We start from the raw sequence: 19,260 nt of genomic DNA, 5'->3' as shown, positions 1-19,260 counted from the left end.
AATTCATTTAGATATCGTAAACGATAGCGGCGCTTTATCCTATGCTCATCGTCTCTCACAAGAGGTTTCAGCCATGATCGCAAGAACTCGTCAATCCCTAGCCGCGGCACCGACCCCCATGGCGGGCCTGGCACTCGGGATCGCCAGTCTCGGTTGGTGCTGGGAAAATGCCGGCCAGTTCGATGGTCGCCTGCAACTGCTGGGCGCCGCCGTTGCCGCCGTGCTGCTGGTGATCCTCACCTTCAAGTTTCTGCTTCATCCACGCCTGCTGTGGCAGGATCTGGCTCACCCCGTGGTGGGCAGCGTTGTGCCCACCTATGCCATGGCCACCATGGTGGTCTCCAAGGCGGTCGGCATGCTGGCCCCCGGTCTGGGCGAGGGGCTCTGGTTGTTTGCCGTTGTGCTGCATCTGCTGTTTCTGGCCACGTTTGTCTGGCACAGGGTCAAGCAGTTCGAGATCCATCACATGGTACCGAGCTGGTTTGTGCCGCCGGTGGGCATCATAGTGGCTGACGTGGCCTTTCCGGGTGGCCAGTTTGCCGCGCTGGCCGACGGCCTGCTCTGGTTTGGCATGCTCTGCTACGGCCTGATGTTGCCGCTGATGCTCTATCGCCTCATCTTCAGCCATGAAGTACCGGATGCCGCCAAGCCGACCATCGCCATTCTGGCAGCCCCTGCCAGTCTGTCGCTCGCCGGTTATCTGACTGTGACCGAGGATCCTTCCTTGTTGCTGGTGGCCGTGTTGCTGGGGATTGCCATCCTGATGACCTGCATCATCTATCTGGCGTTTATCAAGTTGTTGCGCCTGCCGTTTTCACCGGGGTATGCCGCCTTCACCTTTCCGCTGGTGATAGGTGCAACCGCCCTGTTCAAGGTAAGCCACCTGCTGGCGCAGTGGCCACAAGCAACCCACTATGTGGAGCAGGTCAATCTGCTGGCCCACTTCGAACTGGGTGCCGCCACCCTGATCGTCGGCTATGTGGCCTTGCGCTATCTGATGTTCTTCCTGCCATTAAGGGAGATCAACATGGATCACGGCATCGCCCGACACGGCGCCCGCCGCTAGGCACGACTCTCCTGGAGAGACTCGGGGTAAGGGGTCAGTCAACGAGAAGGGCATGCGTGCACGACATGCTCCACTGGCCAGAAATAGTGAGAGCGCTCCGCCATGGGTGGAGCGCTTTTTTGTCTGCTGTTAAGTGTTGAAGGAGACTTTTTTTGCCGCGGGGAAATCCATTTTTTGAACCAGCGCTCACCCTGAGGTGCTCACGATGAATTTCACTGGTATTACCTGTCAGGACGAATACAATGCAACCCCATTTTCTTCGTTTGACCTCATTCATGTCTTCCCAAGATCCTGTGTTTGATTCCTCTTTTCAGACCCGTTTATTGCGACCGCGTTACTGGCCAAGCTGGTTGGCACTCGGCGCACTCTGTGTGCTCGCATTCGTGCCGCCCCGCTGGCGTGACAAGCTGGCAGAATGGCTGGCGCCGTTGGTAGTCAAGGTCTCCAAGAAACAGATCTACATCGCCAAAACCAACCTCGATATCTGCTTTGCCAACAAGAGCCAAGCCGAGCGTGATGCCATCCTGATGACCTCCATCCGCATCGGTCTCAAGACCCTGCTTGGATTTGGTGAATTTACCGTGCGCAGCCCCGCCTACCTGATGAAGCGCATCCAGGTGAGGGGCTGGGAGCATATCGAGGCGGAGCAGGCCGCCGGCCGCCCCATGATACTGGTGGTGCCTCATAGCTGGCCGGTCGATGCTGCCGGTTACTACTTCACCCAGCGTGGCGTGCCTATGTGCGCCATGATGAAGAGTGCCCGCAATCCGGTATTTGACTGGCACATCAATCGGGAACGAGCCAAGAATGGTTGCCGTGTCTATGAACGCAGTGCCGGCATCAAGTCGGTGATCAGAACCGTCAAGCGTGGACACAGTTTCTTCTATCTGCCGGACCAGGATCATGGCCGTGAGGCGAGCATCTTTGCGCCCTTCTTCGGCTATCCCAAGGCAACCCTGCCGGCTCTGCCGCGGTTGGTGCAGGTCAGTGGTGCCAAGGCAGTGCCCATGCTGGCCTGCTACGATGAGGCCAAGTACTGCTACCGTCTGGAGATAGAGGCGCCGTTTGCTGATTACCCCAGCGCCGATCTGATGGCGGACACCTGCCGCATGAACAACATGATTGAGCAGCAACTGACTCGCGATCCTGGCCAATACATGTGGTTCCTCAAGATTTTCGATACCCGTGAAGAGCAGGAAGGGTCGGACGGCCTCTATGAAGAAGGGATCAAGCGGATCCGGGGTGATCTTCCTCCCGGCGCCTGACCTGTCATCGTGATCATGGCCCTGCGGGGCCATTTTTATTGGGTACGAGTCAGTGTGTTGGTAAGACCACTGCACCCCAAAGTGGAAAAAATTGTCAGGATAATTAAAATAACCGTTTATTTTCTATGACTTGATGGCGGCGATGTCTTCACACGATCCGGTTTTTGATACCTCATTTCATGCCCGTCTGCTCCATCCGCGCTGGTGGGGCAGTTGGCTGGCGCTTGGCTTTTTGTGTCTGCTGGCATGGGTGCCTCACGGCGTGCGCGGGCGTTTTGCCAATGCCGTGGCCCCGGCTTTGCTGCGACTTTCCAAAAAGCAGGCCTACATTGCCGAGACCAATCTCAAGATCTGTTTTCCCGAGCTGGATGCCGCCGGGCGCCGTACCCTCTTGCTCAAAGCGATCCGGACCGGTCTCAAGGCATTCATGGGCTTTGGCGAGCTGACCATGCGCAGCTCCGCGCATCTCAAAAGCCGCATCAAGGTACGGGGCTGGGAGCATATAGAAGCGGAGCTGGCCGCCGGGCGGACCATGATACTGGTCGTGCCTCACACCTGGGCGGTGGACATGATTGGCCGCTACCTGACCGATGAGGGTCTTGCGCTCTGTACCATGATGAAGAGCCCGAAAGATCAGGTGTTTGACTGGTATATCAACCGCGAGCGATCCAAAGCCGGCAAGGTGTATGAGCGCAGTGTCGGCATCAAACCGGCCATCAAGGCCATCCGCAGCGGCTACAACTTCTTCTATCTGCCGGATCAGGATCATGGTCGTGAGAAGAGCATCTTCATCCCTTTCTTCGGTCACCCCAAGGCGACTCTGCCGGCCCTGCCCAAGCTGGTGAAGCTGACCGGTGCCCGTGCTGTGCCCATCCTCGCCTGCTATGACGAAGATGAAGAGTGCTACCGGCTTGAGATTGAACCCCCGTTTGATCCATATCCAACGGACGATTTGACCGCCGACGTCAATGCCATGAACCGCATGGTGGAGCAGCAACTGAGCCAGTATCCAGAGCAGTACATGTGGTTTCTCAAGATCTTCGAAACCCAGGAACATCAAGAAGGGGAGGATGGTCTCTACGAAGAGGGGATTAAGCGGATCCGCAGCGGTCTGCCACCCGAACCCTGAAGGGAAAGACACTGGCTGGCGACCTGAGATGACAGCGGTGACAAGCGCTTGTCCTTTAAGCAGTTTGGTGAGTAAAACAGCGGCAAATGGGGCACCGGAAGGTGCCAAGGAACAGGGATATGCAAGCTGGCCTCATAGGGGCTATCTTCTGAGGCGCAAATAGGGTAAAAGGGCGGCCATGAAAATTCCAAATCGAATCCAACCTCTGGTTGATGACGGCCTGGTCGATGACGTCATCAGCCGGCTGATGAGCGGCAAAGAGGCCGACGTCTATGTGGTGCGCTGCGGCGACGAGATCCGCTGCGCCAAGGTCTATAAAGAGGCGTCCAAGCGCAGCTTCAAGCAGGCCGTGGTGTATCAGGAAGGGCGCAAGGTGCGTAACAGTCGCAGCGCCCGCGCCATGGAGAAAGGCTCCAAGTACGGCCGCAAACAGCACGAAGAGGTGTGGCAGAACACAGAAGTGGATGCCCTGTTCAAGCTGGCGGCGGCTGGCGTGCGGGTACCGCAGCCCTATGTCTGTCTCGACGGTGTGCTCTTGATGGAGCTCATCACCGACGAGGATGGCAATGTGGCCCCCCGTCTCAATGACGTGGCACTCTCACCCGAGCAGGCTGTCATCGATCACGACAAGGTGATCCGCTATGTGGTGCGCATGCTCTGCGCGGGCCTTATCCACGGGGATCTTTCCGAGTTCAACGTGCTGGTGGATGCCCAGGGTCCCGTCATCATAGACCTGCCCCAGGTGGTGGATGCCGCCGCCAACAACCAGGCCAAGGCGATGCTGGAGCGGGACGTCAACAACATGCGCAACTATTACGGCATGTATGCCCCCGAGCTGCTCAATACCCGTTACGCCAAGGAGATGTGGGCCCTGTTCGAAGATGGCAAGCTGACCCCGGAGAGCGAGTTGACTGGCCTGTTCGAGGAGAGCACAGAGGCCATCGATATCGATTCCGTGCTGCACGAGATCGAAAGTGCCGAAGAGGAAGCCCATGCCCGTCTGGCCCGAATGAACGCCGAGCAGGAAGACAGCTACTGATCGCCACTCATCATCACGTCATCAGTCACAACATGAGCGCCTTCGGGCGCTCATGTTGTTTATGGCTGCCGTTTGACGCGGCATCTGGCTGGCGGTTCAACGCAGGGGCGGGAGGCGGTAAAACCGTACCCAGCAGTCATCCCCTGCATGGTAACGACGATCCAGCCACTGTCCGTTGGCAGCTTCAATGATCTTGAGGGAGGCGGCATTCGTTTCGTCGCAGCTGATAATGACGGAGCCGGTCAATACATGTTGTTGCAACCAGCGCAGCAGGGTGCGGGCAACGCCCTCACCGCGGCGGGAGGGGCGGGTATCGTAACCTATGTGGCCAAGCCATTGCGCCGTGGCCGGGTTGTCACCGTGGCGTAGCCGCAGTGTGCCGAGTATCTCCCCCTCCTCAAGTGCAAAGTAGGTAGTGGTGGGCAGATACCCCATGGGCAGATGACGGCCCTCTGCGTGATCGAGCAGGCTTTGCAGCCAGCCGTCAGGGTCAAATTGCGCCACCTGATAGAGCGGCAGACCGGCTTCGCCGCACTCGGTCACATAGCTGCGATAGGCGGGGACATCGTCAGGTTGCGCCGGGCGGCACTCTATGGTCGACGGCCTGCTCACGAGCCAGTGACCAGGGGTTGGAGCAGTTGCGGCTCGCTGTGGTGGGGCTCCTGTATGCAGGTCCGTTGTCGCCCCCCTTGCTTGGCCGCATAGAGCGCTCTGTCCGCTCTGGGGTATGCCTGCTCGAAGCGCTCTCCCGGCTGCAGCGACGTCAGACCTATGCTCATGCTGATGGGACCGCCAGCGAGCTGCGAGGTGGCCTGGGCGATCCGTTGCTGCAAGGAGTGGCAGTAATGTGGCAGCGTTTGCGGATTTTCCATCAAGAAAATGACCAGCTCGTCTCCCCCCAGTCGCCCCGCTATTCCCTGCCGTGGCAGGGTAGTGCGTATCACCTGACCCACCAGCCGCAACATGGCATCCCCGGCGGGATGACCGTGCCGGTCATTGATCTGCTTGAAGTCATCCAGGTCGATCAGCAACAGCTGACAGGGGTTGGCCCCTGCACTGACCTGCGCCTGTAACAGTTGCTGAAAATAGTGGCGGCTCAGCAAACCGGTCAGCTCATCCTGATTGGCCCGCTGCTCCAGCTCGCGCTGGGTCGCCAATAGTGCCTGCTGCTGGCGGGTATGAACAAGGCTGAGCAACAGATAGCTGCGGGCTATGGTAAAGAGCAGGCTGAGCAGGATCACGGGGCCGAGCAAGGGGTCGGTAAAGGTACTGGCGTTGAGTTCCGGCTGCCAGAGGTGCTTGGCTATCCTGAGTAGCTGCAGCAGCAACTGCAGACCGAGCAGCAGTATGGCAAAGCGCAATACCCGATAGAGGGGGGCCAGACGTTGATAACGCCAGAGCTGCCAGATCAGTACCGCGAATTGCAGGGAGAGCACGGCGGAGAGGACCATGATCCGGCTGTGTACGTCAGACAGGGGCCGCAGGCTGGCGGTCAGGGCAAACAGCATAAATCCGATGAGCGCTATGGCAGGGCAGAGCCAGCCAAGCTGGTCTGCCTCGCGTCGAAAGAAGTGGCGCAAGCCCCGCTCATACAGCAGGGGGGCGGCAAGCAGCAGCAGGTTGGTCAGCAGTATGTTGACAAGGGAGATATCCCCCTCGAGCGGCCGGAGCAGCAGGCCGCAGAACGAAGCGGCGATGGCCAGTTCGCTGGCAGACCAGTAGAGCAGGCCCCTGATGCGGCGCTGGGTATGCCACACATAGGCAAAAATGGCTGCGACCCCGACATGGGATAGCGTGACAAACAGTACCAGACTCAGCAATTGTGCGGAGGAAAACAGATTATGCATCAAGGGTCTCTCAGGGCTCTTCCACCTGTTAACCGCGTCCCGACGTATGAGGTCGATAGCTGGCAGTGCTGGATCACAGCATGAATCCAACCCATTATCAATGGCTTAAGCATCCAGCCATGCATCACTGCGAAGCGGCCGCCCTGGCAGCCGCTGACGTGTGTGTGGGGAAAAGCAGCCCCTGATCCGCTGCCCGTCACTCAGCCAGCACTGGCAGGATCATGACGGTGGCTTCCCGGCCCAGATGGGCCAGCAGGCGGCGTACATCGTCCAGCCTGATGAGCAGGGTGGCGGTATTGACCAGCGGATGGCACTGCACCTGCTCGGCCTGCCAGACTTGCTCATCCACCACCAGTTCCACCGCCTGCTCCGTATCACGCACCATGGCGAGCAGGGTGACGGCACCCGGGGTTAGACCGAGCGCGGCATGCAACCGCTCCGGGGAGCCAAAGCTCAGTCGCTTGACTCCGAGCTTGGCAGCCAGCGCCTTGAGATCGACCCGGCTCTCCTGTGGCGTGACCACCAGAAACAGCCGCTCGCTTTTGGGATCGCGTAAAAACAGGTTCTTGGTCCTGGCGGCTGGCAAGTCAGGCAACAGCCGACTCGCCTCCTCACAGGTAAAGACGGGAGGGTGATCGAATCGCTGGTAGGGAATGGCCAGCCGATCCAGCAGGGAATAGAGTGCCACTATGGATTCCTTGTATGGGGTGAACCGGTGCAAGCAGGTATGCCAGTGACAGCACGCTTGCCCACGTGTGCGCGTCTTCGAGCTTACCAGCATGAGCCTTGCGGTGCAGCCTGGCATGACGATTGCGGGCAAGCACTGTATGAACGTACAATACTCCCATCCCAAAACCGGCCCCTTTATCCTGAATGATTGCGACCCAGCCCACCGTGACGACGACCTCTCCTGCAACTGCGCCCCTGGACGGCTTCATCCTGACCCGCCATGGTCGGGACGTGCGCGGACGCACAGAGATAGTGATGTGGCTCTGGAGCGAGCAGGGACCGGTACGGCTGGTGGTGCCCGGGCAGGAGCCTGTGTTCTTCCTGCCACAGAGCCACATGCAGGAAGCGGCCGAGCTGTTCAAGGGCTCAGGCGTGAGCGGGCGGTTTCGGCGCCTGCCCATGCACACCTTCGATGGGCGTGCCGTGGTGGCTTGCTATTTCTCCACCTTGAGCGCTTTTCACCGTGCCATCGAGTTGTTGCTGATCCGCGGGCTGGAGCACTTCGAGGCGGATATCCGGCTGCCGGAGCGGTTTCTGATGGAGCGCTTCATCACAGCCGGAGTCCGCTTTGGCGGCAAAACGGCGCGCAAGGGGGGCAAGCACGGTTACTGGGAGGTGAACGAGGCGCGCTGTGCGCCGCAGGCGGTGACGCCGACGCTCTCCTGGGTATCTCTGGATGTGGAGTGTGCCATGGACGGGGCCCTCTTCTCGGTGGGACTTTATAGCGAGCTGGATGCCCGCGTCATCATGATAGGCTCCCCCGAGGTCGGCGCCGATGAGTGGAGCACAACTCTGGAGTGGGTGGCGGACGAGAATGCCTTGCTCGGGGCGCTGGAGCAGTGGTTCAGCCAGCATGATCCAGACCTGGTGATCGGCTGGAACGTGGTGAACTTTGACTTTCGGCTGCTGCTGCGCCGCGCCGAGCTCAACAAGCGGCGGCTGCGGCTCGGGCGGGGGCGGGAGCTCTGTTTCTGGCGCTCATCGCGTAACGATCCCCAGACCGGCAACGTCATCATACCGGGGCGCATGGTGCTCGACGGCATCGATACCCTGAAAAGCGCTACCTGGCAGTTTGCCAGTTACAGCCTGGATGCTGTAGCAAGCGAGCTGCTCGGCCGCGGCAAGGATATCGAGGATGTGGCCAATCGGGGGGAGAAGATCACCGAACTGTTCCACTCCGACAAGGAGGCGCTGGCCCGCTACAACCTGGAAGATTGCAGGCTGGTGTGGGAGATCTTCGACTACTGCCACCTCATTCCCTTTGCCATCGAGCGGGCTTCCCTTACCGGCCTTGAGCTCGACCGGGTCGGTGGCTCTGTGGCGGCGTTTACCAACCTCTATCTGCCGCGGCTCCATCGCGGTGGCTATGTGGCCCCCAATCTGCCTGCCGACGGCGGGCTGGCAAGCCCCGGCGGCTATGTGATGGACTCAAAACCCGGTCTCTATCGCCACGTGCTGGTGCTCGATTTCAAGAGCCTTTATCCCAGCATCATCCGCACTTTCTGTATTGATCCCATGGGCCTGGTGGAGGGGCTGCAGCATCCGGATGAGGCGATCCCCGGCTTTCGCGGCGCCCTCTTCTCCCGTACTCGCCACTTCCTGCCGGATCTCATCGCCACCCTGTGGGCGGCGCGGGACAGAGCCAAGGCGGCCAGCAACAAGGCGCTTTCCCAGGCAATCAAGATCATCATGAACTCCTTCTACGGCGTGCTGGGCTCGGGGGGCTGCCGTTTCTACGACCCCAGGCTTGCTTCTTCCATCACCCTGCGCGGTCACAGCATTATGCAGCAGACCCGGGAGTGGATTGAGGCGCAAGGTTTCGAGGTGATCTACGGCGACACTGACTCCACTTTCGTCCACCTGGCCAGGGAGACAAGCTCGCAGCAGGCCGATGAGATTGGTCATGGCTTGGCGCGGATGATCAACGACAACTGGACAGCACTGATCAAGCGCGAGTTCGACCTGCCCAGTCATCTGGAGATCCAGTACGAGACCCACTACCGCCGCTTTCTGATGCCGACCATTCGCGGGCTGGAGAAGGGGAGCAAGAAGCGGTATGCCGGTCTGGTTGGCAAGGCGAGCGAGGGGACGGAACAACTGGTGTTCAAGGGGCTCGAGTCGGTGCGCACCGACTGGACCATGCTGGCCAAACAGTTCCAGACCCGGCTCTATGAGCTGGTGTTTCACGATGAAGATCCCAGCGGCTATGTGCGCACCATGGTGGATGAGACCCGGGCCGGCTTGCACGATGATCTGCTCATCTACCGCAAGCGGCTGCGCCAGAAGCTGGAGGAGTACCAGAAGAACGTCCCGCCCCATGTACGGGCGGCGCGGCTGGCCGATGAAGAGAACCTGCGCCGGGGCCAGCCCCAGCGCTACCAGCACAGGGGCACCATCTCCTATCTGATGACCCTCAATGGGCCTGAGCCGCTGGAATACAGGCGCAGCGCCATTGACTACGAGCACTACATCGACAAGCAGATCAGACCCATAGCGGATGCCATACTGCCGTTTATCGGCGAGTCATTCGAGCGGATCTGCGGCCAGCAGCTGGATCTCTTCTAGTCCCGTCAGACAGTGTGTGGTGACAGGGCAACGAGGGCGGGAAGCAGAGAAGCCAGCAAGCTGGGTAGTGAGGCTGCTTATTCAGTACAGCATCAAGGGGAGGGCGCACGGGCCCGGCCTTTTGATCCTGTAGCGATGCAGGTGGCCCTGACATGCAAAAAGCCCGCTCATGGAGCGGGCTTTTTTAATCTGGTGCGTCCTAGTGGATTCGAACCACCGACCCCCACCATGTCAAGGTGATGCTCTAACCAGCTGAGCTAAGGACGCAGGGTGCGCAATGCGACTTCTTTTTGCAGGGGAGTGGTGGGTTTAATTGGATTCGAACCAACGACCCCTACCATGTCAAGGTAGTGCTCTAACCAACTGAGCTATAAACCCACATCTGCAATCTATTATGGTGCGTCCTAGTGGATTCGAACCACCGACCCCCACCATGTCAAGGTGATGCTCTAACCAGCTGAGCTAAGGACGCATACTCGGTATTCTGTGATGGTGCGTCCTAGTGGATTCGAACCACCGACCCCCACCATGTCAAGGTGGTGCTCTAACCAGCTGAGCTAAGGACGCATCACAGAAAAAGTGGTGGGTTTAATTGGATTCGAACCAACGACCCCTACCATGTCAAGGTAGTGCTCTAACCAACTGAGCTATAAACCCACTGCAAGAATCGGTAATGACCGCTTCATGACACCAGCACTGCTGACGTGGTCGGCATACTACCCATGCCCCCAAAGGCTGTCAACAGGCGGTATGCACAAAGGAGACCGTTTGCCGAGTTCTTGCGCAGCCTGTTGATTTTACAGGCACACCCTATCCGGACTTGGGTAGCAGGGGGGCTTGCCAGCGGGTGCTTCACAGCGCAAAAAGACCCCTTGCCAGGCCTTGGCATGGCGCACTGTGGCGGCGCGAAAATCCAGCCAGACGCGGCTCTCCAGCCCTCTGGCGTAGCTTGTCTGCCATGCCTGCAGGGCTGGCGGGGATTCATTGTCAAACAGGGCGGTCAGGGAAGGGGAAATCTGGCGGAACTGGCGATCAAGCTGAGCCAGCCAGGGTTGCAGCCCCCTGGCATAGTAGTGCGTCATGGCCCCCCGCAGACGATCTTGTCGCTGTGGATCCGTGGCCGGGCAGAGTGTGGTGATGGGCAAGGGCTCCAGTTGTGCACTGATCTGGTTGAGCCAGGCCGTGGCCAGCGGCAGTGAATAGAGCAGCCGGGGCAGGGCATCCGATCGGTATAGGCTCTCCAGCGCATCCGTCAACGGAGGCAGGGATGCCGTCACATGGTGGGGACTGGCCACCGCCTCTTGCCAGCGCTGCAACTGACCCAGTGCCTGGCGGGTCTCCAGCAGAGTACTGGTTAGCGACAAGGGGGTTCGTCTGGGGGTCAGTACCCGGCGCAGCTCCGGGGTGCTGACCAGCGCATTCCAGAAGCGGTCCGGCAACATGGCCGTTTTTTGTTGTCGAAGGCTGGTCAGCCACTGTGCCATCTCGGGGTCCTGTGTCTTGCAGCGCGCCAGCCCCTGCACCAGTTGCCACTCATAGGCCAGCTGGCTGAAGTTGTCCGTGCTGCGCCCGACAGGGCCGTTGCGTTCGGCCACCAGGGTGCCGAGGCCACACTGGTTGAGGGGCAAGATATCGAGCAGGCCAATGCGCAGATCTGGCAGCGGACGCTGCAGTTCCCGCTGGGCGGGGAAGGGCACCAGCGTAATGACGGGAGAGGGGGTGGACGGGAGACTCAGGACATGGGCCACCCTGGTTTGATAGGTGGCAAATTGATCCTCTATGGTGGGGGTACAGCCTGCCAGCTGCATCCCCCACAGCCAGATCAGTCCGTTACGGATGGGCGCCGAAACGGCCATAGATCACTTTGAGACGGGCGCCCAGCATCAGGGCTGCACCGGTCAGGCCGACGATAAAACCGACCCAGAAGCCCTGCGGCCCCATGCGAGGTACGACCCAGTCGGTCAGTCCCAGCAGCATGCCGGTAGGCAGGCCCAGACCCCAGTAGGCGACTATGGTGACGTAGAAAATCGCCTTGGTGTCTTTGTATCCACGCAGCGCCGCTGCCGCTACCACCTGTACCGAGTCGGAGACCTGATAGATGGCGGCGAAGAACAGCAAGGTAGCCGCCAGCGTGATCACCTGCATGTCATCTGTGTAGATGGTCGCTATCTGTTCACGCAGCAGCACTGTCAGGGCGGCGGTGCAGGCCGCGACCGCCATGCCCAGCATGAGGCCGGTACGGGCCGCGACACGGGCGTGATCCGGCAAGCCTTCCCCTATGCTGTGGCCGACCCGGATAGTCACCCCCACACCAATGGAGAGCGGCAGCATGAACACCAGGCTGGAGAAGTTCAGCGCTATCTGGTGGCTCGCGACCGTCTCTGCTCCGAACGGGGCCAGCATCAGGGCAACCACGGTAAACAGGGTCACCTCGCAGAAGATGGCCATGGCAATGGGAAAGCCGAGTCGGAACAGGCGCCAGATCCGGCTGCCATTGGGGCGTGCCAGCTGGGCAAACAGGTTGATCTTCGTGAAGTGAGGGGAGAGTTTCACATAGATGATCATTGCCAGCAGCATGGCCCACAGCACGATGGCGGTGGCCACCCCACAACCGACACCGCCGAGTTTTGGCATGCCAAAATGGCCGTGGATGAAAATGTAGTTGGCGGGAATATTGACCGCCAGCCCGACGAAACCTATCACCATGGTGGGCATGGTGTGGGAGAGTCCTTCACTGAAGTTGCGCAGCACCTGGAACAGCACGAAGGCGGGCAGCCCCCACAAGATGGCATGCAGATAGCCGGCAGTCTTGGTGGCCATGACAGTGTCTACCCCCATGAATTGCAGGGTCAGCGGGCTGAAATAGAGCGCTATCATGGCGATGGGAGTGACCATGAGTGCCAGCCAGAAGCCCTGATGCACGGCCGGGCGGATCTCGTCCCGTTTGCGAGCCCCGTTGAGCTGGGAGACGATGGGGGTGAGCGCCATTATGATGCCCTGCACCAGCAATATGATCGGCAACCAGAAGCTGGTGGCAACCGACACGGCCGCCAGATCCACGGCGCTGACTTGCCCCGCCATCACGGTATCGACAAAGTTCATGGCGATCTGGGCCACCTGGGCGACCAGAATGGGGCTGGCTAAACGAACGAGCTGCCTCGCCTCGGACCAATAACGTTGCACTGACACCTCCGAGTGGATCAGATAAAAAGAGCAAGAACGGATAACAGGATGGGCTTTTGCCCCCTCACCGGGAGGAGACAAAATGCGGGGGTGTCATTCTAGCCTGAAAGTCGCCCGCCGCGAAACGGTTGGCGGCAGGCTTTCTGCCCGGCTCAGGCGTCCTGATGATCGCTGATCAGCAGATTGGCGGCGGCATAGGCGGCTTCCTGGCGCAGTTCGGCCGGCACCCGCTCGTCGGAGGCCACAGCATTGAGGGCCCTGATGGTCGCCGCTATGGCCTGTGGCACATAACCTTGCTCACCTGAGCCAATCTGGTTATAGGCGATGCGAATGGCCTCACAACATTGATATACCTGCATTATTTCTTCCTCATTAACCCGAATGTGAACGCCGTCACTATAGCGATCGGGGGCAAGCTTGTCAGCAGGCGTGCTTGTCTGGGTGGCGGGCCGGGGGTAACCTGCCTTTTTTCGTAGCAGGAGAAGAGACATGTTCACCGGCATAGTGCAGGGGACCGCCGAACTGGTGGCCATCAAAGCGCTTCCCAACTTTCGCACCCATGTGATCCGCATGCCAAGTCTGGCCTGGGGTGAGGGATTGGCGTTGGGGGCCTCCGTGGCCCATAACGGCTGCTGCCTGACGGTCACCCGGGTGGAAGGCGATCTGGTCAGTTTCGATCTGATCCAGGAAACCCTGCGCCTGACCAACCTTGGCACGCTGCAAGCGGGGGACAAGGTGAACGTGGAGCGGGCTGCCCGCTTTGGTGACGAGATCGGCGGTCATACCATGTCTGGTCATATCATGGGCACGGCGGAAGTGATCTCGGTCATAGACACCCCCAACAATCGTCAGGTGTGGTATCGCCTTGCCCCCACGCTCATGAAGTACGTGTTGACCAAGGGCTACATCGGCATCGACGGCATCAGCCTGACAGTGGGTGAAGTGCGAGAGAGTGAATTTTGCGTCAACCTGATCCCGGAGACCCTGGCTCGTACCAACCTGGGTTGGGTCAAAGCCGGTTGGCACACCAATATCGAGATCGATCCCCAGACCCAGGCCATCGTCGATACGGTGGAGCGGGTACTGGCTGCGCGCCAGTTGGGCTGATCTGGGCGAAAGCTTCCGACATGCCATGGAAAAGGGCCTGCATTGCAGGCCCTTTTGATCGCTCGAATTTTGATGACTCTCAATCAGAACATCTGCTCGTCGTCTGCATCCACAAACAGTTGCAGGCAGTCACGGGCTTCGTCTAGATGCAGCCGCAGGTGGATGGGGTTGCAACAAGCCATGCAATCTTCGTAGAACTCCTGATCCCCCTGGCTGGCATCCAGTTCGACCCGGGTATGATGGCCACAGTGGGGGCAGACGATACGCTTGCTGGTGTACTCGATCATGGTGACCTCCTCGGGCCCTCGGGCCGCCTATCTTCCCTGATTCTAGTTGGCCGGGAGGGAGTTAACCGCGAGCAAGCGCACGTTTATGACAGTGGTCAGGGGGATACGGCGATCTGGTCCCTTTAGTGCCCTCGCTGTCTGCGGGAGCCTATGCCACCCAGCTGGCCAGCGTGGCGGCATTCAACTCACCGAGGGATCTGAGCTGGTGATCGGCAATGGCCAGACGGGGATCGCCGACCAATGCCGGGTCCGGTACTATGAGCGCTCTCATGGAGGCCGCCTTGGCCGCCAGCAGGCCGGTGAAGCTGTCTTCAATGGCCAGACAGTGTACCGGTTCTACCCCGAGTTTTTCCGCCGCGTGTATGTAAACGTCCGGATGCGGTTTGCCGAAGCGCTCCACCTCGGCGGAGTGCACCGCCAGAAAGCGATCACGGATACCGAGCTTGCCGAGCACCGCCTCGACCATGGTGAAGGGGGAGGAGGTTGCCAGCCCAATCTTGAGCCCTTGTGCCTCCATCAATACCAGCGCCTCCAGCACTCCCTCCTTGGGTTGGCCTTCACTCAGGATCAGGGCAATGACCTGATCCAGGATGCGTTGCATCACCTCTTCCTGGCTGGGGCCCACCCAGGGGCGCAGCCGATACCAGTGCGCCACCAGCTGGTCGATGCGCACGCCTATGGTGGAGTTGCAATCCTCCTCGCTGTGGGGATGACCCAGCTCGGAGAACACGGCCATCTGGGCCCGTTGCCAAAAGGGTTCCGAGTCGATCAGAACACCATCCATATCGAAGATCACGGCAGCTAACATCTTGTACTCCTGACAAATTTGAAGGGGGATTATAAGCCTGACGGGCAAATGCAAAAGGGGCATTGCCATGCCCCTTGCGCCTGATCACGTCAACAACCGGTTTTGGTCAACAAATCACCTCGACCCGGGCGGCGACCGCCTTGGCTTTTTCCACCGCCTCTTCACACTGCTGCCCACGGGCCAGGGCGACCCCGAGCCGGCGGCGACCGGCGATCTCGGGCTTGCCAAACAACCGCAGCTGGGCGCCCGATACCAAGGCCAGCGCCTCTCCAATGCCCTGATAGCGGATGTCCTGACTGTGACCATCCCGCAGCACCACGGCCGAGGCGCTCGGCCCGTACTGGGTGATGGTGCCGATGGGCAGCCCCAGGATGGCGCGCACATGGAGGGCAAATTCGGAGAGATCCTGAGAGATCAGGGTCACCATGCCGGTGTCGTGGGGGCGGGGGGAGACTTCGCTGAACCACACCTCATCGCCCCTGATAAAGAGCTCGACCCCGAACAGGCCATAACCGCCAAGCGCCTCGACCACCCTGGCGGCGACCTCCTTGGAGCGGGCCAGCGCCAGGGTGCTCATCGCCTGTGGCTGCCAGGATTCGCGGTAGTCGCCATCTTCCTGGCGGTGGCCTATGGGGTCGCAAAAATGAATGCCATCGACGGCCCGCACCGTGAGCAGGGTGATCTCGTACTCGAAGGGGACGAATCCTTCAACAATCACCTTGCCGCGACCGGCACGGCCACCCTCCTGGGCGTAGGTCCAGCTTTCGTCCAGTTTGGCGAGATCCCGCAGCACGCTCTGCCCCTTGCCCGACGAGCTCATCACGGGTTTTACCACGCAGGGCAGGCCGATGGCTTCGACGGCGGCGATGAACTCCTCTTTGCTCTGGGCAAAACGGTAGGGGGAGGTGGGCAGACCCAACTCTTCGGCGGCGAGCCGGCGGATCCCTTCCCGATTCATGGTGAGCTGGGTGGCGCGGGCGTTCGGCACCACCTTGACCCCCTCTTGCTCAAGCTGTGCCAGGGTATCGGTGGCGATGGCCTCGATTTCAGGAATGATGAGATCGGGTTTGACCAGGGTGACCAGGGCGCGCAGGGCATTGCCATCGAGCATGTCCAGCACGTGGGCTTTGTGCGCCACCTGCATGGCGGGAGCATTGGGGTAACGGTCGGCGGCGATCACCTCGATCCCGAACCGTTGCAACTCGATGGCGACTTCCTTGCCGAGTTCTCCCGAGCCAAGCAGCAAGGCGCGGGTGGCGCTGGGGCGGGTGGCGGTTCCAAACATACGATCTCTCCTGATGTCGATGGTCACAATGTCTCTGTCGCTATTGGCAGCAATAGCAGGCAAAAAAAGAGGCACGCATGGCGTACCTCAGGAAACAGATTGATGGGCGCGCTGCTCCAGATGGGTAAGCAGCGTGATGGCGCCAATGATGATGGCAGCGCCGAGCCACAATCGGCCGGGGGGCGCCCAGCCAAACACCAGCCAGCCTGCCAGCACGTTCATGGGCAGCTTGGCAAAATCAAAGGGTTGTACGAACGAAGCCTCGGCCACGCTGTAGGCGCGGGCGATGGACATCTGGGCCAGTGCCGAGAGTACCCCTGACACCGCCACCAGCAGCCACTGGGTTTCGCTCGGCCACTGCCACTCCGGCAGGGCCAGCATGACATTGAAGGGGGTGCTGAAGATGAGCAGGTAGACCACTATGGTGTGGGATGACTCGCTTGCCGCCTGATAGCGCACCAGCAGAGAGTAACCGGCCCAGAACAGGGCGGCTGCCACCGGCAGCAGGGAGGCCCAGCTGAAATCATCGGTCCAGGGGGCCAGGATCACCATGGCGCCGACAAAGCCCGCCAGAGTTGCCAGAATGCGGGCTCGGCTCACCTGCTCCTTGAGCAGCAGGGCAGAACCCAGGGTTGCGAACAAAGGGGAGGTCATCAAGAGCGCTATCCCCTGCCAGATGGGCACGGGCACCGCCAGCGCCCACAGCCAGAACTGGATGCCAACCACGGCCAGGGCGACTCGCAGCAGGTGCAGGCGCAATTGGTTGGTCATCAGAGATTGACGCAGGCCGTGGCGCACCAGCCAGGGCAGCAGACACACCAGGGCGATCAGGTATTGATGAAAGGCAACCTGGGTCGAGGGGAGGCCGAGCTTGAAACTGACATATTGGCTCAGACTGTTGACGGCGGCAAAGCAGAGGCCTGCCACCATCATCCAGACTGCACCAGCAAAAGGAGAGTGCCTGCGCGAGGGTGCCATGGGATCCGGGTCGCTGGAAAAAAGTGCGGCGGATCATAACGGCAATCGTTTGTTCTGCCAAGCATTGGGCGGTTGGCCATGGGGCCGTTGGCGATAGAATGAACTAAGGTCAAAATTTTTGAACAAGTTGAGCATCTATTTTCGCTATCCGCAGAGAAGCTCAATGTTTAGAGTGACCTCCATCGACAGCCAAGCTGTTCAACCGACAACCAAATGGAGTTTCACCATGGCCAATATCCTCGTACTCAAGTCCAGCATCCTGGGCCAATATTCCCAATCAAACGCCCTGATAGACGGCTTCCTGGCTGACCACCCGTCCGACACAGTCACGGTGCGTGATCTGGCGACCCTGAACCTGCCGGTGCTGGACGGTGAGCTGGCCTCGGGTCTGCGCGGTGGTGACAACCTGAACGAACGTCAGCTGGCAGCCATGGCACAATCCGACGAGCTGATCGCCGAACTCAAAGGAAGCGATTTGGTGGTGATTGCCGCCCCCATGTACAACTTCAGTATTCCGACCCAGCTGAAAAACTGGATTGACCTGATTGCCCGTGCCGGCGTGACCTTCCGTTACACCGAAACCGGTCCGGTCGGTCTGGTGGAAAACACCCGCGCCCTGGTGATAAGCCCCCGTGGCGGCATGCACGTCGGCAGCGCCACCGATCTGGTGACCCCCTACATGCGTACCGTGCTGGGTTTCATCGGCATCAAGGACGTGGATTTCATCTACGCCGAAGGCATGGGCATGGGGCCGGATGCGCAAGCCAAAGGCATTGAGCAGGCCAAAGGCCAGCTGGAAACCCTGGCACTCTGATCAAGAGACTGGCCATGGCGGGTACGGCATGGCGCAGTGCCATACCAAACAAAACAACGCAGCCCTTGGGCTGCGTTGTTGTTTCTGTGTAGGTATAACGACAGTGGCCAGTCGGGGCGGGTCAATCCTGAATGAAGTGACGACAGCCGCTGCCCACCATCAGACACACGGCAACCAGAGAGCCCAGCAACAAGGTGCTGAGCCACTGCTCGGCGCTGTCAGGCAGGCTGGGGGAAAACAAACTGATCATGAGAATGGCGCAGAGGGTGATCAGCGTGGTCTGTCGGGTCAGGATCATCATGGGTCGTCCTTGGCTGGCGTGTCACGGGTCAGAGGCTAACGGCCGTGTATGACAGCTTGATGTATCCATACATGTCGCTGAGTGTCATTCCACGGTGTCATCATCACCATATCAGCTTTTAGCGCCGGGGCCAGTGCCGTTGGCCGGGTTGTGATCCGGATCCCTATCTGAACTGTTTCTGATCCGGCAGGTAGTGGAAATCGCCGCTGGCAAGCCTGGCGACCAGGGCCTCTTGGTCGAGATCCTGCGCCTTGCAGAGATCGTCCAGATCATCAAAACGATCACGCAACTGCATATTGACCAGGCTCAGCAGCATGTTGACATCCATGGTGGCGAAATTGTTCAGGTTCATGACTTGTGCTCGCTATCCAGCAGGTGCAGTTGTTCGATGGCGTCGCTGACACTTTGCAGGTGCAGACGAATGGACTGACGCGCCTCGGCAGGCAGGTAATCGGTGAGGGTATGCTGCCAGCTGCCCGCTTCGGTCTTGAGCTGCTGGAACAAGGTGAGCCCGGCATGAGTGAGAGAGACCAGGCTGACCCGCTTGTCCTGTTCGCTGCTCTCAGTAAACAGTATCCCCTTCTCCACCAGTCGGTGGATTTCGCGGGAGATCCGCACCTTGTCCATCCCGCTCGCCTCCACCAGCTCTTTCTGGCTGATGGGGTAGTTGGGGCCGAGCACCATCATGAGGCGCCATTGGGGCACCGTCAGCTGATAACGCTGCTGGTAAAACTGCTCAAAGGTATCGCGCACCATCTCGGCGGCGTGAACCAGCTGATAGGGGGGGTAGTGCGCAAGCAGCTCTATGATCTTTGACATATGACATCCTGCTGTGACGGCTGCATCGGGTGCAGTTT

General features: G+C 59.9%; 20 protein-coding genes and 5 tRNA genes. 7 read left to right on the top strand and 18 right to left on the bottom strand.

The window, feature by feature from the left end; genetic code table 11:
• Positions 1-73 precede the first annotated feature (73 nt).
• The 4 genes from AC1P02_RS17330 to AC1P02_RS17315 all read left to right on the top strand — a co-directional run bounded on the left by AC1P02_RS17330 (position 74) and on the right by AC1P02_RS17315 (position 4,499).
• A complete protein-coding gene (locus AC1P02_RS17330; protein WP_017412087.1) occupies positions 74-1,066 on the top strand; it encodes a TDT family transporter in 993 nt (330 codons plus the stop codon).
• Positions 1,067-1,341: 275 nt separating this feature from the next.
• Entirely contained in the window at positions 1,342-2,331 is a 990-nt protein-coding gene (lpxM, locus tag AC1P02_RS17325; RefSeq protein ID WP_234592942.1) for a lauroyl-Kdo(2)-lipid IV(A) myristoyltransferase, read from the top strand.
• A gap of 133 nt (positions 2,332-2,464) precedes the next feature.
• Positions 2,465-3,460: an LpxL/LpxP family acyltransferase gene (locus tag AC1P02_RS17320; protein ID WP_271788126.1), complete on the top strand. Its 996-nt coding sequence runs from the start codon at positions 2,465-2,467 to the stop codon at positions 3,458-3,460.
• A gap of 178 nt (positions 3,461-3,638) precedes the next feature.
• Positions 3,639-4,499: a PA4780 family RIO1-like protein kinase gene (locus tag AC1P02_RS17315; RefSeq protein WP_021139282.1), complete on the top strand. Its 861-nt coding sequence runs from the start codon at positions 3,639-3,641 to the stop codon at positions 4,497-4,499.
• A gap of 96 nt (positions 4,500-4,595) precedes the next feature.
• On the opposite strand, the gene AC1P02_RS17310 is transcribed toward AC1P02_RS17315, so the two are convergent.
• The 3 genes from AC1P02_RS17310 to AC1P02_RS17300 form a co-directional block, all read right to left on the bottom strand.
• Entirely contained in the window at positions 4,596-5,111 is a 516-nt protein-coding gene (locus AC1P02_RS17310; protein ID WP_485182750.1) for a GNAT family N-acetyltransferase, read from the bottom strand.
• Positions 5,108-6,346, bottom strand: a complete 1,239-nt coding sequence (locus AC1P02_RS17305; protein WP_282790275.1) for a GGDEF domain-containing protein — start codon at positions 6,344-6,346, stop codon at positions 5,108-5,110. The genes AC1P02_RS17310 and AC1P02_RS17305 overlap by 4 nt, the downstream gene beginning before the upstream one ends.
• A gap of 196 nt (positions 6,347-6,542) precedes the next feature.
• A complete protein-coding gene (locus AC1P02_RS17300; protein WP_125599235.1) occupies positions 6,543-7,034 on the bottom strand; it encodes a prolyl-tRNA synthetase associated domain-containing protein in 492 nt (163 codons plus the stop codon).
• Between the two features lie 185 nt (positions 7,035-7,219).
• Here AC1P02_RS17300 and AC1P02_RS17295 point away from each other — a divergent pair, with 185 nt between their 5' ends.
• Complete coding sequence (locus tag AC1P02_RS17295; RefSeq protein WP_485182749.1) at positions 7,220-9,640, top strand: DNA polymerase II; 2,421 nt, start codon at positions 7,220-7,222, stop codon at positions 9,638-9,640.
• 190 nt (positions 9,641-9,830) lie between these two features.
• Here AC1P02_RS17295 and AC1P02_RS17290 read toward each other — a convergent pair.
• From AC1P02_RS17290 to AC1P02_RS17255, 8 genes are all read right to left on the bottom strand, one after another.
• Positions 9,831-9,907: transfer RNA gene (locus tag AC1P02_RS17290), tRNA-Val, on the bottom strand.
• 34 nt (positions 9,908-9,941) lie between these two features.
• Positions 9,942-10,018 (bottom strand) — tRNA-Val (locus AC1P02_RS17285).
• Positions 10,019-10,035: 17 nt separating this feature from the next.
• Positions 10,036-10,112, bottom strand: a tRNA-Val gene (locus tag AC1P02_RS17280).
• Between the two features lie 18 nt (positions 10,113-10,130).
• Positions 10,131-10,207, bottom strand: a tRNA-Val gene (locus AC1P02_RS17275).
• A gap of 13 nt (positions 10,208-10,220) precedes the next feature.
• Positions 10,221-10,297, bottom strand: a tRNA-Val gene (locus AC1P02_RS17270).
• Between the two features lie 140 nt (positions 10,298-10,437).
• Entirely contained in the window at positions 10,438-11,496 is a 1,059-nt protein-coding gene (locus tag AC1P02_RS17265; protein ID WP_485182748.1) for a DUF3080 family protein, read from the bottom strand.
• Positions 11,471-12,823: an MATE family efflux transporter gene (locus tag AC1P02_RS17260; protein WP_005311230.1), complete on the bottom strand. Its 1,353-nt coding sequence runs from the start codon at positions 12,821-12,823 to the stop codon at positions 11,471-11,473. The genes AC1P02_RS17265 and AC1P02_RS17260 overlap by 26 nt, the downstream gene beginning before the upstream one ends.
• A 152-nt stretch (positions 12,824-12,975) precedes the next feature.
• Complete coding sequence (locus tag AC1P02_RS17255; protein WP_005311233.1) at positions 12,976-13,182, bottom strand: YaeP family protein; 207 nt, start codon at positions 13,180-13,182, stop codon at positions 12,976-12,978.
• A 130-nt stretch (positions 13,183-13,312) separates the two neighbouring features.
• Here AC1P02_RS17255 and AC1P02_RS17250 point away from each other — a divergent pair, with 130 nt between their 5' ends.
• Positions 13,313-13,930 (top strand): riboflavin synthase, encoded by a 618-nt coding sequence (locus tag AC1P02_RS17250; RefSeq protein ID WP_005311235.1) that lies wholly within the window; start codon positions 13,313-13,315, stop codon positions 13,928-13,930.
• A gap of 83 nt (positions 13,931-14,013) precedes the next feature.
• Here the strand turns inward: AC1P02_RS17250 and AC1P02_RS17245 are convergent, their stop codons facing one another.
• The 4 genes from AC1P02_RS17245 to AC1P02_RS17230 all read right to left on the bottom strand — a co-directional run bounded on the left by AC1P02_RS17245 (position 14,014) and on the right by AC1P02_RS17230 (position 17,288).
• Complete coding sequence (locus tag AC1P02_RS17245) at positions 14,014-14,217, bottom strand: CPXCG motif-containing cysteine-rich protein (protein WP_017412080.1); 204 nt, start codon at positions 14,215-14,217, stop codon at positions 14,014-14,016.
• Positions 14,218-14,365: 148 nt separating this feature from the next.
• Positions 14,366-15,025: a hexitol phosphatase HxpB gene (hxpB, locus tag AC1P02_RS17240; protein ID WP_485182746.1), complete on the bottom strand. Its 660-nt coding sequence runs from the start codon at positions 15,023-15,025 to the stop codon at positions 14,366-14,368.
• Positions 15,026-15,131: 106 nt separating this feature from the next.
• Positions 15,132-16,310, bottom strand: a complete 1,179-nt coding sequence (gene purT / locus AC1P02_RS17235) for a formate-dependent phosphoribosylglycinamide formyltransferase (protein WP_485182745.1) — start codon at positions 16,308-16,310, stop codon at positions 15,132-15,134.
• An 87-nt stretch (positions 16,311-16,397) separates the two neighbouring features.
• Positions 16,398-17,288, bottom strand: a complete 891-nt coding sequence (locus AC1P02_RS17230) for a DMT family transporter (protein ID WP_485182744.1) — start codon at positions 17,286-17,288, stop codon at positions 16,398-16,400.
• A gap of 226 nt (positions 17,289-17,514) precedes the next feature.
• On the opposite strand from AC1P02_RS17230, the gene AC1P02_RS17225 reads away from it, so the two are divergent.
• Positions 17,515-18,102: an FMN-dependent NADH-azoreductase gene (locus AC1P02_RS17225; RefSeq protein WP_485182743.1), complete on the top strand. Its 588-nt coding sequence runs from the start codon at positions 17,515-17,517 to the stop codon at positions 18,100-18,102.
• 121 nt (positions 18,103-18,223) lie between these two features.
• Here the strand turns inward: AC1P02_RS17225 and AC1P02_RS17220 are convergent, their stop codons facing one another.
• The 3 genes from AC1P02_RS17220 to AC1P02_RS17210 all read right to left on the bottom strand — a co-directional run bounded on the left by AC1P02_RS17220 (position 18,224) and on the right by AC1P02_RS17210 (position 19,222).
• Positions 18,224-18,403, bottom strand: coding sequence for a hypothetical protein (locus AC1P02_RS17220; protein ID WP_005311246.1), 180 nt, complete (start codon positions 18,401-18,403; stop codon positions 18,224-18,226).
• Between the two features lie 163 nt (positions 18,404-18,566).
• Positions 18,567-18,755, bottom strand: coding sequence for a DUF4250 domain-containing protein (locus tag AC1P02_RS17215; protein ID WP_058393964.1), 189 nt, complete (start codon positions 18,753-18,755; stop codon positions 18,567-18,569).
• Positions 18,752-19,222 carry a MarR family winged helix-turn-helix transcriptional regulator gene (locus tag AC1P02_RS17210; RefSeq protein WP_005311250.1) on the bottom strand — a complete coding sequence of 157 codons (471 nt, stop codon included), beginning with the start codon at positions 19,220-19,222 and terminating at the stop codon, positions 18,752-18,754. The genes AC1P02_RS17215 and AC1P02_RS17210 overlap by 4 nt, the downstream gene beginning before the upstream one ends.
• Between the last annotated feature and the right edge of the window lie 38 nt (positions 19,223-19,260).

It is taken from the genome of Aeromonas sp. TS_SC_11 (assembly GCF_057318915.1).
Note: the sequence above shows the minus strand (reverse complement) of the source record. Positions and strands in the feature narration are given on the sequence as shown.